The organism is Bradyrhizobium sp. Ash2021 (assembly GCF_031202265.1).
Lineage (GTDB): Bacteria > Pseudomonadota > Alphaproteobacteria > Rhizobiales > Xanthobacteraceae > Bradyrhizobium.
This window is the reverse complement of record NZ_CP100605.1, coordinates 43,202-58,638: the sequence shown is the minus strand read 5'-3', so window position 1 is coordinate 58,638 and position 15,437 is coordinate 43,202. Positions and strand designations below refer to the sequence as shown.

Sequence of the window (15,437 nt, the reverse complement as noted above, 5' to 3'; positions counted from 1 at the left end):
ACCAACAAAGCTCATGAGAGTTAACGTCAATCGGCAGGCGTGCTCAATGCGGCGTGATCACGCGGACTACCGGACGTTCATCCGGGTCGCGTCAGCCTGATTGGGTGGGCTGGCACTGTAACACATCCATTTGACGCTAATTCCGGCTGTTGGCAGCAAGGCGCAGAAACTGCCGCTTCATCGCATTGACCTTGGCGAGATAGGCCGCGACGAGGTGATCGCCGCAGCGCTCGCCGGCCATCATCTGAAAACCACGGTGCACGAAGGCCGAGGCGGGACCTGCGCCGCAGAGATGGATGAATGCGGCGAGATCCTGCTTCTGCTGCGGGCTTGCCGCCGCGTCTGGCGCGCGGGCAACAACGGCCGCGACATTGTGGTCCAGGTACACGGCCGCGAGCTCGATGGCATGGCTCGGGACCGCGCGGGTATAGAGGCCAGTGAACCCGCAGTCGGTATCTACGACAGCGTTCCCTCGGATACAGTAGCGTGCCGCCTCGGCGTAAGCCGCATCGGTCATCTGGTACATGCCCACAGCGCTGGAGGCGGGCTTGTACACCGCGAAGGGGTTCCAGGTGAGCTGCCAGCGCCAGTAGGTGCGCGCCACCGGATTGCCGGTGCTTTCGACCTGCGCCAACGCGGCCAGCAGCTCGGGCGTGATCGTGCTGGTGGAATACGTGTGGAAGAGCGGTTCGTACCGCCGCCACGTTTCGATCGGTTCCTTGTCGAGCGCCCCGCCGACGAAAAAGAGCAGCTCGCTCGGCTTGCGGACAACGTGATAGACGAGGTTTGTCAGCGAGAATGCCGCGAGGACGAGCGCCGCGAGGCAAACGATCCGAACCGCCCGCGGCGCTGCGGGCAGCGTCCGTCGCACCAAGCGCGCGCCTCGCCAGCGGCTGACGCGGCGGAGCAAGGTGTTCCAGCTTTGCCTGACGCGCGTCTTGCGAGAGCGGGACTTGGCAGTGCGCGGCGAAGACACGCGGATGTTTGGCCTGTTGTGCGCCGGCATGCGACAGCCAGCCGGCGCGGTGTGATAGGAAGTGGTGTTCAGAGTGGTTCAGCGCCGGATGATGTCGCACACCGACATGGACATCGTAGGCGCAACAACCGACACCTTCATTCTCTTCGAGAACGGTGTCAGGCGCAACCTGTCCCTGTCGGAAACCTTATCTGGCTGGCGGTTGACCGAGGCGATGCGGTTGTTCAATGAGGGATCTTTTCAGGCTCATTGGTTGGGCGGTTAGGGTGGGTGCGCCAAAGCACCGTGATGACGGCGTCGATTTCAGCATTGCTTAGCGGCATCGTATGCGCCGATGCTGGTTTCCGAGGGCCTGTATACCTCAGGTTCTCCTATCATGGGACTAGGTGGTGTGGACTCTAAGGATTCCCTTTTAGGAGCAAATCAGATTCAAGGCTGCTTTTTGGGAGGCAGTCTTGGGTGTGATGGAGCGGTTGGTTTTGAGCGACGCGGCGTGGGAGCGGATGGCGCCGCTGATCATAGGTCGGCCTGACCAGAAAGGCTCCACCGGGCGCGACAATCGGATGTTCGTGGAACCGCACCGGACATCCCAAGCCGCGAACGGCCATATGTATCTTGGTGCTCAGGCCACCGCGCGAGCGGCCGATCGCCTGATCTTCAGACCCCCTTTTTTCGCCCCGGCGGCGTGCTTGGTCTACGCCAGAGCGTTCGGGACATTACGCCTGCACGCAACCGAGCTGGACGCCCGAAAGTATGCTTCATGCTCGGACCGAAAATCGGTCAAACGCCGTCAAGGTCTGAAGACGCGGCTCCATGTCCCGAAGATAGATTTTGGTCTTCAGAAACGCGATTTCGTCATCCAGCCTGCTTTCGTCGACGTCGATATACCATGACCTCGGCCTACCATCGCTCCCGTCGCTCCACCGGTAACCGCGCCGCTTGAGCGAGTCCTTGAGATCAAAAGGCGATTGCTCCGCCCACACCCGCATGGTCTTTTTGCGAGCTTTCTCGAGCAAGACGGCAAGCGCCGACGTTCCGGTCGTCGGCAATTCGTACGCGAGAATCTCGAGCAGGGCATGGCAATCGTCGACTGCCCTGTGAGCCTGGTGGAAGAAGCCGGCACCATTCAGGAGGTAGCCGAGGCGCGAGCCTTCGAAGCCGTGTTTCCGCCATTCGACCTCGGTCGCCGAGCACCCCCATGCCTTCCGCTGGAATATCGACCAATAGCGCTCCACGAATTTGCGATCGAAGCCCGCGTTGTGGGCAATGACAATCACGGCGTCGTCCACGAACGAGAAGACGGTCGAGTCGTCGATCCGTTGTCCTGCTACCATGTCATCCGTGATGCCGGTGAGCGCGGTGACCTCAAGGGGGATGGGTTCGGACGGCTCGTTGAACGATGTATAGACATCCCTAAGGCTCGCGATGCGACCGTCAGGCAGGAAGTCGAACTTGACCATTCCAAGTTCGATGATCTCATCCTTCTGCTGATTGAGGCCGGTCGTCTCGACGTCGAGCAGGATGCCGGTTTTCGTGTTTTGACCGATGGATGAAGTGAAAATCTCCCGAGGAACCAGGCGCCGGAGGACGCGGTAGTCGGCAGATTTGGCCAACGCCTCCGCCATGGCGGCCAATGCTGGGTCGTTTTCAAGCATTGGACTGTTGCGATCCTCCGGACACTTCGCCAGCGCTTTGGGCTGGCCGAGCCACAAGTTTAGTCTGGTTCAAATCCTGAAATCCAGCTGCGCCTCAGTGTCGTCCTCGCCCTGCAGGGAAGACAACGAGACTCCTAAGAGGCGAACGGCCTTCGGAAGGGGAGTAGCGTTCTCCAGCAGGCCTATTGCAAGATGTGCAAGATCCCTACGGTTCGCGATCGGCAATAAAACGGATCGGCTGCGCGTGATGATCTCGAAGTCGCCGAATTTGACCTTGAGCGTCACCGTCCGTCCCCGGCTGCCGGTGCCTTCGCAGTGCCGCCAGACTTTGTCGATGAGAGGTTCCAGCTCGGCGACCATGGCGTCGAATTCGGTGAGGTCGGTTGAGAACGTGTTCTCGGCGCCGACCGACTTCCGGATCCGGTTGGCGCGGACGGGACGCTCGTCGACGCCGCGCGAAATCCAGTAGTAGTGGGCGCCCGCCTTGCCGAAGTTCGCGTTCATGAACTCGAGCGTCTGATTCCGCATATCCGTTCCGGTGAAGATGCCGAGGGCGTTCATCTTCGCGCTGGTCGCGGGCCCGATCCCATGGAATTTGCCGACCGGCAGCGCCTCCACGAAGGCGGCGCCCATCTCCGGAGAGATGACGTATTGGCCGTTGGGTTTCCGGTGGTCGGAGGCGAGTTTCGCCAGGAACTTGTTGTAGCTGATGCCGGCGGATGCATTGAGGCCGGTCTTGGCCTTGATCTTCTCGCGGATCCAAATCGACGGGCTGCATCTCGGCGGCGATCTCGTGCTGGTCGCTGCGATCGGGGTTGACGGCGAAGGCAACAAGCATCCGCTGGCGCTGGTGGAAGGGGCGACCGAGAACGCCGCAACGGTTCAGGCCCTGCTGGACAACCTGGTCTCGCGCGGGCTCGACCCGACGATGCCAAGACTGTTCATCGTCGACGGCGCGAAGGCGTTGTCGAAGGCGATCCGCCGCACCTTCGGTTCGGCCGCTGCGATCCAGCGCTGCCAGATCCACAAGGCGCGCAACATCATGGAACGCCTGCCGAAAGAACATCATGCGGCCACCCGCCGGGTGCTGCGCCAGGCCTGGGAGCTCGATGACGCCGACAAGGCTGAAAAATTGATCCGCAATCTCGCGCGTCGATTCGACCAGCAATGGCCCGGCGTGGCGACGAGCATCCTCGAAGGCCTCGACGAAATCCTGACTGTCGTCCGGTTGAAGCTGCCGAAGAAGCTTCGTCGATCGCTCGCCTGTACCAACATCGCCGAGAACATGATGGGCACCATTCGCCGCGTCACGGCGCAACGTCAAACGCTGGCGGGATGCTGGCATGGCCTTGCGATGGGTCGCGGCCGGCATGATCGAGGCCAACAAGGGCTTCCGACGATTGAAGGCGCATAAGCAATTGCCGGTTCTGCGTGCGGCCCTTCAAGCTCACCACGATCGCCTGACAATCAAGCCCGTTGCCCACGTCACTAGGGCCGCGTAACATTCAATGGCCCGTCTGGCGTTGGAATTGCTGCTCAACATCGCCGCCCGGCGTCACGACGCGCATGTGATCGGCCAGCGGCACAACAAGAGCGGCAAGCTGACGTGGCGCCCGCACAAAACGCTGCGCAGCACGGGCAAGATGCTTTCGATTCGGATCATGCCGCAGCTGCAGGCGGCGATTGATGCCCTGCCGGCGGAGGCGCGGGCCGACGGCGTGCTGACTTTCTTGGTCAACGACTACGGCAGGCCGTTCGCATCGGCCGCTGCATTCGGCAACAAATTCGCCGACTGGTGCGTTGCTGCTGGTCTCAAGCCCGTGCTGTGCGATGATGGCAGGACGCGAAATTATCGCGCCCGTGGCCTCCGCAAAGCCGCGCTACGGGCACTGGCGCACGCGGGCGCTACCGGCGCCGAACTGCTGGCCGTATCAGGGCATAGCTCGCTCGATCAGGTGCAGGAATATCTCAATGAAGTGGACCAAGAGCACTTGGCGGAGGCGGCAATGACGAAGCTCGCGAACGGTGCCAGTGCATCGAGCATCACGGGTGGTACCCACGCACATTGTCTTATCGTCAGCAGGATCGGTGCAGCGATTTCGGAGCCGCCTCTAGTTCATCTCAGACTGGCAACGCAGGACGGCTTCCCACTCGGACAGTTGCGAGGCCCGGTCGAGAACCTCTTATCGGATCGCTTCGGCAGGATTTCCGAGCTCGTCGGCCGGCTGGCCGCCGGGACGGTCGAGGTCTTCTGATCTCGGAGGCGGGGACGAGCCTCATCTTTCCACTCACGATTAAGCGGCGGCTCATCTGAAGATTTCTGGACATTCGCAGCATTTATTCCACACGATGAAGATGAGATGCATTCCGGTTCGATGCAGGTCAAAACGGGGAGGGGCTGCTGAGCGATGAGCCTCTTGCGCCGCGCTCCACGACGCCCAGCCTTTCAAGCCGCTTCTGCACCAACATGTAGCTGATCTTTGCTGGCGTTCTTCGCTTGAGCACGACGACATCTTCAGGACGCCAAGTCACAACGCCGCTCGCTCTTACCAACTCGGCAAACTCGTGTTCGGGGTAGATGAACTCGACGGCAAAAACTTCAGCGCCCATCTCGAGCAACCCATCCTTTTATGCGTATTAAGATATTGATATTACTTCACTATTTCTATTCGCATAACATAGATTATGGAATATATTCCTATAGATTGCATTCGCAATCAGTGAGGATTTGATAGTGATGATGGGCGTACGCGCATCACGTCCCAGATCTTTTATCTTTGTGCGCGCCTCCGCCGCGGCATCTCCGACGCGGACGCGCTGTCCGCTCATGAGGCCCGGCTATTCTGCAACCTCATTCGAAGCTACACTTATTTCCTGCTGGATGAATATGACAGGGTGAAGCGCTAAGCGGCGCCGCTAGGTGCCGGACGTGCACGGCCGGGGGTGCCAGCGTTTTCGACTACCCGAACCTGGACTTCCGCGGAACATAGAGCTCGCTGAGCTTCTGGTCCGCCGGCACGATGGCAAGAAAGCCGACCGTCAGCTCCCAGGACGGCTTATCGCCCCAGTCCGGTCCACGAAACTTGCGGTCGCGCGTTGCGAAATAAGCATGCGCGTCCTTCTCGCGGAGGTCCTGCAACAGATCATCCAGCTCCTTGGCGATGCCAAGGCGGCCGGACGCCGGGAAATCATCCAGGTCCATCAGCTCCTGCACGTAGTCACAGAAGCTAGCTGCAACTTCTTTGGCGGGCTCCGAAAGGCCGTCGTCGATGTCGCAGGACATCGCGTTGACGACATCCGCAAACCGTATCACCTCAGCACCCGAGGCAAGTGCCAGCGCCTTGACCCGGATGTGGTCGGGATGCTGGTCGTCGAGGTTTTTCTGCTGCATGGTCTTCAAGCCGTCGAAGAACTTCAGCACCTCCTCGATGAACTTGGGGTCATCGAAAACATCGGGTTTGTCATAGCCCAGCGCCTTGGCCAGGGCGCGCCGCGAGGTCAAGTTGACGGTCTTGCCAGCTTCAAAGCGCTGCACGGTCCTGATGTCGACGGAGGCGTTGGCGGCAAGAGCTTCTTGGGACAGGTGCTGCGCATCGCGGATGCAGCGAGCCCAGAAGCCAAGCATCTTTGGGTCAATCAGAGTGGGGTTCATGTCGGTCTCCTTTGACCGGAACCATATGCCAGGGGTGGTAGGGCGAACACGGCAGAATGCCGACAGTTCGCCAATTCCCCTGCTAAACGTCTCAAACGGTGGCAGTTTCCTTAAACTTTGGGTCGGCGGGGTAGGCCTTGGACCATACCGCCAGTCGTCCAGACAGCCAGGATTGGCTGTCTACCGCAGACTGCACCATCTCGAAGAACTCGGACCGGCCCACGATACTGAACATGAGACCGTGCTTCGGTAAAGATTGGCCCGCCTTTTTGGCGTCCTTGCTGTTTTTGTTGGCGAAGACATATACGTCTTCGTTCGGATATCGCTTGGCCGCAGCATGACCCGCGAGGTTTCGAAAACCGCGAAACTTAGAAATGGCGGCCAACCAGGTCAGCGTTACTTCGATCGGCTCACTGTTTGGGTCGAGCGTCCGCACAACGTCGGACAGGGCCTCGGTCAAAGCTGCGTCGCTGATCTTGGGATATTCCTTCAACCATTTTTCCGGCAGTTTGTTTGCTAGATAAAACACCTCTAATGCCCGACGCAGGTTGAGGTCGATGAAACAAAAGCATTGGATTAACCTGCCGAAACAGCGGTAGTCAGTTCCCTCAAGTTCCGGCAATGCCGCGATCTCTTCGCCTGACATCTTGCCCAGGGCTTCGGAGATTTCGTTGACCTTGTCCGAACTAATTTCGTCAGGTAGCGCCATGCATCATTCTCATTTCGAATGTCGGTTTGGCATTCTGCAATGACTACTATTCGAGAATGTCGGCCGCCATTGGCCCCTCTTCGTAGAGCTGGCCTTCTTTTTCCAGCGCCTTCCTGCGGGTGTTCGCTGCGGTAACATAAGCGCCGAGCTTATCCAGGTCGGCCTTGACGTCAGCAAATTTGGGAAGATCAGTCGGCACGCCCGCTGACTGGTCGTGACCAGAGTACTTGGAGCATCGCGTCATGCCGGCGTAAACCGCCTCGTAGTCAGACTTATCGACATGGGCCGCCCTGAGTTTCATGGTTGCAATGTTCGGCCTGAAACGGCCGACAACGCCTGCGAACAGGATTTCTTCGATGGCGTGCTCCCAAGTCTCCCGCATCCTGGTGTAGATGTCCGTCACGAACGATCGCTCGGCCTCGTTGGCTTCGGAATACGTGGCCTTTTTCTCTTTCAGCAGACCCTCGATGATCGAAAGTCTCTTTGTGACTCCCATGGCAATCCAGGGCTGATGGTTGTTGTCGATGACCCCGAACCGTCCATCAGCATGCTTGGCGATCCACTCCTCCCGCAGGGGAACCTTCATGTCGTGGGCCGCTTCCAGCACCGCGTAGTGAAAGAACAGATTGTGCGTGAAGGTAATCACTTGCCTTCCGGCGGCGGCCTCCTTCACTAGCCGTTTCGCGACGGCCTCCATCCTTGCGTGATCGAGGGACGAAACCGGATCATCGACGACAATCCCGTGCCGGGCGCCGACCTCGTTCAGTTCGGCGAGGAAACCCGCCAGTGCAAGCGCCCGCCTCTCACCTTCGCTCAGGATTTCGCTGTTTTTGCCGACTTTCTGCTGGGCCTCCAGGCCGATTTGGACCTTGCTCTTTCCCACCTCTCCGCGATCGGCGAGCTTTAACGGCAGGTGCTGCAGATCAAGCGCGACAATCTCGTCCTGAAGGCTCGTCTGCAACGACGCCGTCAGCACCTTGCGTCTGAGGCGCGTGATGTGGGACGTGATGCCGGCAACGGCACAGGCGGCGGTACACGCCTTCGTCTTCAAGAGAAGATCGAACGAGTTCCTTCGCTCCACGAAAATCTCGATGTCGGCGGAAAACTTCTTCCGCGCTTCGAGGTCGTCAAGCTCCTGCTGCCGCCGCTGACGCTTTGATGCCTCATCCGCTTTCGGTTTCAGTGCTTCGACTTCCTTCGCCACGACGGCCGCTTCGCTGAGCAGGTCATCGACCCCCGACCGGTCGAGATCCACGAGGCCTTCGAGACTTGCGTAGTCGACCGCCTTGATGGCTGCTGAAACCAGAGCGTGGCGATCCCGGCTGGCGGCGTAATACAGCTCGATCGTGTCTGCCAGAGCTTGGCGGGGTGTCGAGCCCTCCACGAAGTTGACGAGCTTGTCCTTGATGTCCTGGCCGCCGGCAATCTTCAGATCGAGGATCGTTCGAGCGCAGTCCGCGAAGTGCTTCTTCGCCGTCTCGGCATCCGCGTTGGCGCGACCTTCGACGTACGCATCAAAGGCGGCCAGGCGTGCCTGCGCCGGCTCGTCAAGGGGCTGATGACAGAGCACGCACGTGCCGGCCGACGTTAACTGGGGCGGCTCAAGTTCCGGATATGCTTCGGCCGCGAAGTCGCGCGCGTACATCAGCATTTGCCGCCAGGTCTCACTGCCCAGCTGAGGGATCGCCGATTCCGCCGTCAGGCCCTCGGCAGCGACTTTGGCGGCTTCGCGTGTCGTTGCGGCCTTCTGCCGTGCTTCCTTCAGTCTCGCGATGCCAGTATTGCCGATCGAATCGAAGATGGCTGTTGCATCGGCAACCAGGGTTGCGGCTGCCGACATCGCGGCCTCCTTCAGCCTCGCCAGAACCGCCGGGTCCCGGCCAAGCTCCAGCTTGACCGCCTGAAGGTCAGCCTCATCCTTTTCACTCCAGACCGCCAATGCGCGCATGGCCTCTTCGCTGGGCAGATGCTGATCCGCCTTCAGCGTTGCCAGCATTGTCGATACTTTTGTGCGCTTGTCGTAGCCAAGCGGCAGGGGGGCCTTTTGTGCTTTGGTCAGGCGCGCTTCCTCGGCCTTGAACCGGCCGTCCAGCGTGCGCAGGATCTCGGCAAGATTGGTGAGCAAAGCCAGCTCGAACGGCAAAAACTCGATGTTTCGCTCAGCGTCGACATACAGGCCGGCAGCATCGCTGTCGAACACGGAGATTCTGCCCAGTTCGGCGGGCGGCGCACTTCGATCATCCCAGACGACCGTGCGTTTTTCATCGCCATCGACGCGGAAGGTGAGTGTCACCTCGCGCGGATCGGACGATTCAGGCTCGAACACATTGCCGCGCAACGTCACATCATGCAGGCAATGGCAGATTCTCTTGGCGATACGGCAATCGCCGCTCTTGCCCGATCCGTTGGGTCCGTAGATGAGGGTCACACCATTGACGGCGAACCTCAGCGGGGGCTGTTCCGCAGCCAGGCGGTCAATGTTGCGCAGAGGCCCGATGGCGCCCAGAACAGTGACCGGCGCAAACTTGTTGCCGGCCTTCAGGTGGGCCTTGGTCAAGGCGGGCCAGGCGAGCGGCTTCCCGGCGGCAAGACCCGCATCAGCCTTTACGGCTTCTTCGAGCTGGTCGAGTTCTTCGGCAGCCAGATGAGGCTTAGCCGCCAGGAGGCGAATGGCTTCCTGTTGCCAGCGCGGACGTGCGGCGCACCAACCAAACAAATCGCTATCGTCTGCCATTACCTCTCCAAGGGCGATCGTCGGCGGGCGCTGCAAATCGTCGATTGTAGCAATGGATGGCGTGCTGTCATGGTTGTCAAGCCGCCTGCCCTGTCGGGGAGGTTGACAATCCTTTATAGGTATATTGATCGCTGATATTAAAGTTCTGAATTGTTGGCTCTGATCGATTCAATAATTTAGTTGGACGGCCGTTTCGGCGGCTGCGACTCTGACGCATGTCCGAACTCACGGTGCAATACCTCGTGCTCGAACGCTGCGATCCGGCCCGTAACATGGCACGGTACTATGTGCTCACGATCGAGCCGACACTCTTTGGCGATGCTGCATTGGTGCGCGAATGGGGGCGTCTCGGCCAGCGCGGCCGGCGGCGCCTCGATCTGTTCGCTGGGCGGGTGCAGGCCGTCGAGGCGCTCGAGGCCTGGCTCGTGCGCAAAGCCCGTCGCGGCTACGTCCGGCGAAATTAAACAGATTTAGTGAACTGCCCCGTGCATCGGGAAATGGCCCGACTGGAAAAGCAACACGAACCAGATGTATAATTCAAAGTCTTCGCAAAACATCTCCCGTTCCCCATCTTCATTAGCCAATACCGCTTTCACCCAGTCAACACAGCCCTCCTCGACCTGCTGCGTGATGGACACCTCAAACAGCTTATGCAGTCCCGACAGATACTGGTTCCGGGTTCTGTTTGTGGAGCTATGGCCCAAAGTTGGTGACGGCGTGAATCGGGAAGGCGGCATATCGTGGGGGTGTTCAACGCCTCCACTTCTCCACCAAAGGAGCGATATGCCGTGTCTAAGGATACCGTCGTAAAACTGATTCAGCCAGGAACTTTCAGCGACCAACTCACCGACATTTTGCGCGATGGGGCGCGTGCCCTTCTCGCCCAGGCGGTGGAGGCCGAGGTCGCCGGGTTTCTTTCCAAGCATGCCGATTTGAAGACCGAGGATGGCCACCAACGCGTGGTGCGCCACGGTCATCTGCCCGAGCGCGAGGTGATGACGGGCATCGGCGCGGTCCCGGTGCGCCAGCCCCGCGTGCGCGATCGCGAGGCCGCAGCCGGCGATCCCCGCCGCATCCGCTTCTCGCCATCGATCTTGCCGCCCTATATGCGCCGCTCGAAGTCGATCGAGACGCTGCTACCGATCCTCTACCTGAAGGGCATCTCGACCGGCGATTTCTCGGACGCTCTGGCGGCCTTGCTCGGCAAGGATGCGCCCGGCCTCTCGGCCAGCGCCATCGGCCGCCTGAAGGACGGCTGGCAGGATGATCATGCCCAGTGGCGCAAGCGTGATTTGTCGGGCAAGCGCTACGTGTACGTCTGGGCGGACGGCATCCACCTCGAGGCGCGGCTGGAAGATGAAAAGCAGTGCATCCTGGTGCTGATCGGCGCGACGCCCGAGGGCAAGAAAGAGCTCGTCGGGTTCACCGATGGCGCTCGGGAAAGTGCGCAGGATTGGCGCGATCTGCTGCTGGATCTGAAGCGATGCGGGCTCGATGCCCGGCCCGAGCTGATGATCGCCGACGGCGCGCTCGGCTTCTGGAAAGCGGCCGGCGAGGTCTGGCCGAAAGCACGCGAGCAGCGCTGTTGGGTGCACAAGACGGCGAACGTGCTGGGCAAATTACCCAAGAGTGTGCAACCAAAGGCCAAGCGGGCGCTGCAGGAAATCTGGATGGCCGAGACCAAGGCCAATGCCGAAGTCGCCTTCGACGCCTTCATCGAAAGCTACACGCCGAAATACCAGAAGGCCGTCGATTGTCTGACGAAGGATCGCGACCTGCTGCTCGCCTTCTACGACTTCCCGGCCGAGCATTGGAAGCACCTGCGCACCACCAACCCGATTGAAAGCACTTTCGCGACCGTCCGCCACCGCACGATCCGATCGAAAGGCTGCCTCTCAAACAAGACCGCTCTCGCCATGGTATTCAAGCTGGTCGAAGGGGCGCAACGATCCTGGCGACGGCTCGACGGACATGCACACTTGCCAAAGATCATTCTCGGTGTGAAATTCACCGACGGGATCGAGGTCACCGCCAAGCTGGCCGCCCCTCAGCCCGCAACCGCCGCCGCCTGACTGATCAGGCCGTCACCAAAAATTGGCGATAGCTCCTGTTTGTGTATGTCTAGGCGGTTTCCGCTAAAGACGAAGGCGGGTCCTTGCACCGTTGGCCCCTGGATTTCAGCTTTGATGTGACAAGCCTCTGCGCGTTTAACAACATGCAAGGTATGACACGTCGCGATCACTGCCCTCCCCCATAAAGCCGTGGAAACCAACGATCGACCACGCTAGCCGGAAATCCCAGCCGCACCGGGCTGCGGGTGGTCTCGGAAATAAGATAGCCCTGATTGATGAGGTCGTTGAGCACGGTGCGTGCCTGCCGGGTCGCATAGCCGGTAATATCGGCCGCGTCGCCGCGGGCGAACTCGCCATCGAGGACCGCCATGCGCAAGATGGGCCATGAGCCCTTCGGTAGCCGCTTTGCCGCCGTCTCTTCCTTTGCCCAGATCTCCATGCGTCGCAGCAACTCGGAAGGCTCCAGGAGGCCTTCCATGAAGTCGATTTGGTCGATGCAGGTCGAGAGGAAATAGCGGCAGAATTCCGTTAGGCCTGCCAGAGTGAGATTGCCACGGCCGTCGAGGTCGCCGCGTCGCGGCTCATCCGCGGCCTGCAGCATGGTCTTGTAGTTATCGACACTTCGCGCAAGGCCACGCGAAACCGACCAGAGCTCTGATCCCACATCCAGTTCGCGCAGCAGCGCGTGCGAGAACAGTCGCGCAACGCGGCCGTTGCCGTCCAGGAAGGGGTGGATCCACGCCAGGCGATGGTGGGATGCGGCGACGCCGATGATTTTACGCAGCCTCGAAAGGTTGGGCGACGTATAGCCTTCCGCGAACCGCTTGATGAACGCCGGCAGGTCGACCGGATCAGGCGCGACATGTCGGCCAACGCGGACATGCTCGGATCTCAGCACGCCCGGAGCCATGGTGATCTTGCGGCCGGACTCTGGATTTTCGACCACCAGCATTTCTGCCGGCAGGCGTTCGCAGAAGTTGCGATGCGTCCAGGTGATGAACGCTTCGGACATGACTGGGCTGGGCCCGTCCCCACGGTCGATCATCCGTTGCACTTCAATGTGCGCACGCGCCTCGAGCTGGAGGTTGCGCCGCTCCGGCTCTGTTGCAAGCTCGTTGTTCATGGCGCGGTCGATATCGACCGGCAGTGTGTTGTGCCCCTCAATGAGGTTGGAGTAGTAGCAGTTCATTGAGCGCACTAGGTCGCCGACGGACGCGCGCAGCACTGGATGCAAGCGGGTGGCAAGCCCGCTGGCCTTCGCCACCAGGTCAGTCGCCAGGTCCTCAAGTTCCTTGTTATCGTCGGGAAGAAGCGGCTCCATCGCTGTGATTGTGGTCATTTTTTGCCGCTTCCATTGCCGGTTATTTGTTCAGCAAAGATAGGGCATTAAGCCCTAACGCGTCACTCTACTTTGCCGCTTTTTTTGCCTCTTCCGCAGGCATCTCAAGCAAACAGCTTGATCCTGTTTTGTTCTCATTTAGAATAGGGGATTATATACTTGACACCACAATCCCAAGGGATCGGATGGCCCTCATGTCCAAGTCTCACTTCAACGCCGCACACTTCCAGTCCGTCGAAGCCGCCAGAGAGTATCTGGAAGCCCTTCGCTGGGGCTCTGAGCGGGTTTGCCCGCACTGTGGGACGGTCAATGAGTCATTCCCGACCCGCAAGCCCGGCGTCTACCGCTGCCGCGCCAAAGAATGCCGGAAGGACTTCAGCGTCACCACCAAGAGCGTGATGGAGTCGAGCCATATCAAGTTGAACGTCTGGCTACAGGCGTTCTACCTGATGGCCTCGTCCAAGAAGGGCGTTAGCTCCCATCAGCTTCACCGCGCGTTGGGCGTCACCTATAAGACGGCTTGGTTCCTGTCCCATCGCATTCGCGAAGCCATGCGCGAGGGTGGCCTCATGCCCCCGATGGGCGGCGGCGGTGGCGTCGTTGAAGTGGACGAAACCTATATCGGTCGTCTCAAGGGCCAGCCGGTGCGCCGTGGCGGCTCTACCCATAAGAACACGGTTCTTACCCTTGTCGAGCGCGGCGGCTCTGCCCGCAGCTTCCATATCGACACCGCGACGATTGCTCAGGTTGCCCCGATCATTCGCGAGAATATCAGCCGCGAAAGTCGCCTTATGACGGACGAGTCCAACATCTACCCGGAAGTTGGAGCGGACTTCGCCGGACATGATGCAGTCAACCACAGCGAAAAGCAGTATGTCCGCTATTGGAAGAGCTATCGCTGAAAGTTGGTGACGGCGGGAATCGGAAAGGCGGCATATCGTGGGGGTGCTTGACGCCTCCACTTCTCCACCGAAGGAGCGATATGCCGTGTCCAACGATAACATCATCAAGCTGATTCAGCCAGCAAACGTCGACGATCAACTCACGGAAATCTTGCGTACTGGGGCACGTGTTCTGTTGGCCCAGGCGGTCGAGGCCGAGGTCGCGGACTTTCTCGGCAAGCATGCCGATTTGAAGACCGCAGACGGCCACCAGCGGGTCGTGCGCCACGGTCACCTGCCGGAGCGCGAGGTGATGACCGGTATCGGTCCGGTCGCCGTCCGCCAGCCGCGTGTGCGCGATCGCGAGGCGGACGCTACCGACCCCGACCGCATCCGGTTCTCGCCCTCGATCCTGCCGCCCTATATGCGCCGCTCTAAATCGATCGAGACGCTGCTGCCGATCCTTTACCTGAAGGGTATCTCGACCGGCGACTTCTCCGAGGCGCTGGCAGCACTGCTCGGCAAGGATGCTGCCGGATTGTCGGCATCCGCCATCGGCCGCCTGAAGGACGGCTGGCTTGACGAACACACCGCGTGGCAGAGGCGCGATCTGTCGGCGAAACGTTACGTCTACATCTGGGCCGATGGCATCCATCTCCAGGCACGCCTCGAAGACGAAAAGCAGTGCATCCTGGTGCTGATCGGCGCGACGCCGGAAGGCCGCAAGGAACTGGTCGGCTTCACCGATGGCGCCCGCGAGAGCGCGCAGGACTGGCGCGATCTGCTGCTCGATCTGAAGCGGCGCGGGCTCGACGTGCCGCCGCGGCTTACCATCGCCGATGGCGCGCTCGGGTTCTGGAAGGCCGCCGGTGAGGTCTGGCCGAAAACGCGCGAGCAGCGCTGCTGGGTGCACAAGACCGCGAACGTACTCGCCAAGTTGCCGAAGAGCCAGCAGCCGAAGGCCAAACGCGCGTTGCAGGAGATCTGGATGGCCGAAACCAAGGCCGCCGCCGAGCTGGCGTTCGACGCCTTCATCGCGAGCTACACGCCCAAATACGAGAAGGCGGCCGACTGCCTGGGCAAGGATCGGGACACGCTACTGGCGTTCTACGACTTCCCGGCCGAGCACTGGAAACACCTGCGAACGACCAATCCCATTGAAAGCACCTTCGCTACCGTGCGCCACCGCACGATCCGATCGAAGGGATGCCTGTCCAACAGGACGGCGCTCGCGATGGTCTTCAAGCTGCTCGAGGCCGCGCAGAAAAGCTGGCGTCGTCTCGATGGCCACAACCAGTTGCCAAAACTCGTTCTCGGTGTGACATTCAACAACGGGATCGAGGTCATCGCTAAACCCGCTGACCGTCAGCCCATAACCGCCGCCGCCTGACCGGCCCGGCCGTCACCAAAAATTGGCGA

At 60.4% G+C, this 15,437-nt stretch carries 13 protein-coding genes and 4 pseudogenes; 7 read left to right on the top strand and 10 right to left on the bottom strand.

Annotated features, from left to right (window positions below):
• Positions 1-136: 136 nt before the first annotated feature.
• Together NL528_RS45165 and NL528_RS45160 are read right to left on the bottom strand one after the other, a co-directional pair.
• Entirely contained in the window at positions 137-871 is a 735-nt protein-coding gene (locus tag NL528_RS45165) for a transglycosylase SLT domain-containing protein (RefSeq protein WP_309185698.1), read from the bottom strand.
• 183 nt (positions 872-1,054) lie between these two features.
• Positions 1,055-1,204, bottom strand: a complete 150-nt coding sequence (locus tag NL528_RS45160; protein ID WP_309185697.1) for a hypothetical protein — start codon at positions 1,202-1,204, stop codon at positions 1,055-1,057.
• 236 nt (positions 1,205-1,440) lie between these two features.
• Between NL528_RS45160 and NL528_RS45155 the strand changes: the two are divergent.
• Positions 1,441-1,551: pseudogene (locus NL528_RS45155) on the top strand (IS5/IS1182 family transposase); the annotation flags it as partial.
• On the opposite strand, the pseudogene NL528_RS45150 reads toward NL528_RS45155, so the two are convergent.
• The 3 genes and pseudogenes from NL528_RS45150 to NL528_RS45140 form a co-directional block, all read right to left on the bottom strand.
• Positions 1,549-1,667: pseudogene (locus NL528_RS45150) on the bottom strand (IS5/IS1182 family transposase); the annotation flags it as partial. The pseudogenes NL528_RS45155 and NL528_RS45150 overlap by 3 nt on opposite strands.
• Positions 1,668-1,734: 67 nt before the next feature.
• Entirely contained in the window at positions 1,735-2,601 is an 867-nt protein-coding gene (locus tag NL528_RS45145) for a 3'-5' exonuclease (protein WP_375144133.1), read from the bottom strand.
• A gap of 99 nt (positions 2,602-2,700) precedes the next feature.
• Positions 2,701-3,390 (bottom strand): annotated as a pseudogene (locus tag NL528_RS45140) (DNA polymerase IV); the annotation flags it as partial.
• Here NL528_RS45140 and NL528_RS45135 point away from each other — a divergent pair.
• Positions 3,389-4,133 (top strand): annotated as a pseudogene (locus NL528_RS45135) (transposase); the annotation flags it as partial. The pseudogenes NL528_RS45140 and NL528_RS45135 sit on opposite strands and share 2 nt — an antisense overlap.
• Before the next feature lie 6 nt (positions 4,134-4,139).
• Entirely contained in the window at positions 4,140-4,886 is a 747-nt protein-coding gene (locus tag NL528_RS45130; protein ID WP_309185696.1) for a hypothetical protein, read from the top strand.
• Positions 4,887-5,013: 127 nt separating this feature from the next.
• On the opposite strand, the gene NL528_RS45125 is transcribed toward NL528_RS45130, so the two are convergent.
• From NL528_RS45125 to NL528_RS45110, 4 genes are all read right to left on the bottom strand, one after another.
• Positions 5,014-5,241 carry a hypothetical protein gene (locus NL528_RS45125; protein WP_309185695.1) on the bottom strand — a complete coding sequence of 76 codons (228 nt, stop codon included), beginning with the start codon at positions 5,239-5,241 and terminating at the stop codon, positions 5,014-5,016.
• Positions 5,242-5,590: 349 nt separating this feature from the next.
• Positions 5,591-6,283 carry a helix-turn-helix transcriptional regulator gene (locus NL528_RS45120; protein WP_309185694.1) on the bottom strand — a complete coding sequence of 231 codons (693 nt, stop codon included), beginning with the start codon at positions 6,281-6,283 and terminating at the stop codon, positions 5,591-5,593.
• Positions 6,284-6,374: 91 nt separating this feature from the next.
• Positions 6,375-6,992: a hypothetical protein gene (locus tag NL528_RS45115; protein ID WP_309185693.1), complete on the bottom strand. Its 618-nt coding sequence runs from the start codon at positions 6,990-6,992 to the stop codon at positions 6,375-6,377.
• Between the two features lie 46 nt (positions 6,993-7,038).
• On the bottom strand, positions 7,039-9,726 hold the full coding sequence (locus NL528_RS45110) for an AAA family ATPase (RefSeq protein WP_309185691.1): 2,688 nt from the start codon (positions 9,724-9,726) through the stop codon (positions 7,039-7,041).
• Between the two features lie 215 nt (positions 9,727-9,941).
• Here NL528_RS45110 and NL528_RS45105 point away from each other — a divergent pair, with 215 nt between their 5' ends.
• Complete coding sequence (locus NL528_RS45105; protein ID WP_309185690.1) at positions 9,942-10,190, top strand: WGR domain-containing protein; 249 nt, start codon at positions 9,942-9,944, stop codon at positions 10,188-10,190.
• Between the two features lie 324 nt (positions 10,191-10,514).
• Entirely contained in the window at positions 10,515-11,798 is a 1,284-nt protein-coding gene (locus NL528_RS45100) for an IS256 family transposase (protein WP_309176722.1), read from the top strand.
• Positions 11,799-11,964: 166 nt separating this feature from the next.
• On the opposite strand, the gene NL528_RS45095 is transcribed toward NL528_RS45100, so the two are convergent.
• A complete protein-coding gene (locus tag NL528_RS45095; protein ID WP_309185688.1) occupies positions 11,965-13,137 on the bottom strand; it encodes a Fic family protein in 1,173 nt (390 codons plus the stop codon).
• Positions 13,138-13,331: 194 nt separating this feature from the next.
• On the opposite strand from NL528_RS45095, the gene NL528_RS45090 reads away from it, so the two are divergent.
• Together NL528_RS45090 and NL528_RS45085 are read left to right on the top strand one after the other, a co-directional pair.
• Entirely contained in the window at positions 13,332-14,039 is a 708-nt protein-coding gene (locus NL528_RS45090; RefSeq protein WP_309185687.1) for an IS1595 family transposase, read from the top strand.
• Between the two features lie 85 nt (positions 14,040-14,124).
• On the top strand, positions 14,125-15,408 hold the full coding sequence (locus NL528_RS45085; protein ID WP_309176837.1) for an IS256 family transposase: 1,284 nt from the start codon (positions 14,125-14,127) through the stop codon (positions 15,406-15,408).
• Positions 15,409-15,437 lie beyond the last annotated feature (29 nt).

Coding starts and splice junctions, on each gene's coding strand:
- NL528_RS45115 (WP_309185693.1), bottom strand. CDS start 6,992: ATGGCGCTACCTGACGAAATTAGTTCGGACAAGGTCAACGAAATCTCC.
- NL528_RS45120 (WP_309185694.1), bottom strand. CDS start 6,283: ATGAACCCCACTCTGATTGACCCAAAGATGCTTGGCTTCTGGGCTCGC.
- NL528_RS45130 (WP_309185696.1), top strand. CDS start 4,140: ATGGCCCGTCTGGCGTTGGAATTGCTGCTCAACATCGCCGCCCGGCGT.
- NL528_RS45095 (WP_309185688.1), bottom strand. CDS start 13,137: ATGACCACAATCACAGCGATGGAGCCGCTTCTTCCCGACGATAACAAG.
- NL528_RS45090 (WP_309185687.1), top strand. CDS start 13,332: ATGTCCAAGTCTCACTTCAACGCCGCACACTTCCAGTCCGTCGAAGCC.
- NL528_RS45105 (WP_309185690.1), top strand. CDS start 9,942: ATGTCCGAACTCACGGTGCAATACCTCGTGCTCGAACGCTGCGATCCG.
- NL528_RS45145 (WP_375144133.1), bottom strand. CDS start 2,601: ATGGCGGAGGCGTTGGCCAAATCTGCCGACTACCGCGTCCTCCGGCGC.
- NL528_RS45110 (WP_309185691.1), bottom strand. CDS start 9,726: ATGGCAGACGATAGCGATTTGTTTGGTTGGTGCGCCGCACGTCCGCGC.
- NL528_RS45125 (WP_309185695.1), bottom strand. CDS start 5,241: ATGGGCGCTGAAGTTTTTGCCGTCGAGTTCATCTACCCCGAACACGAG.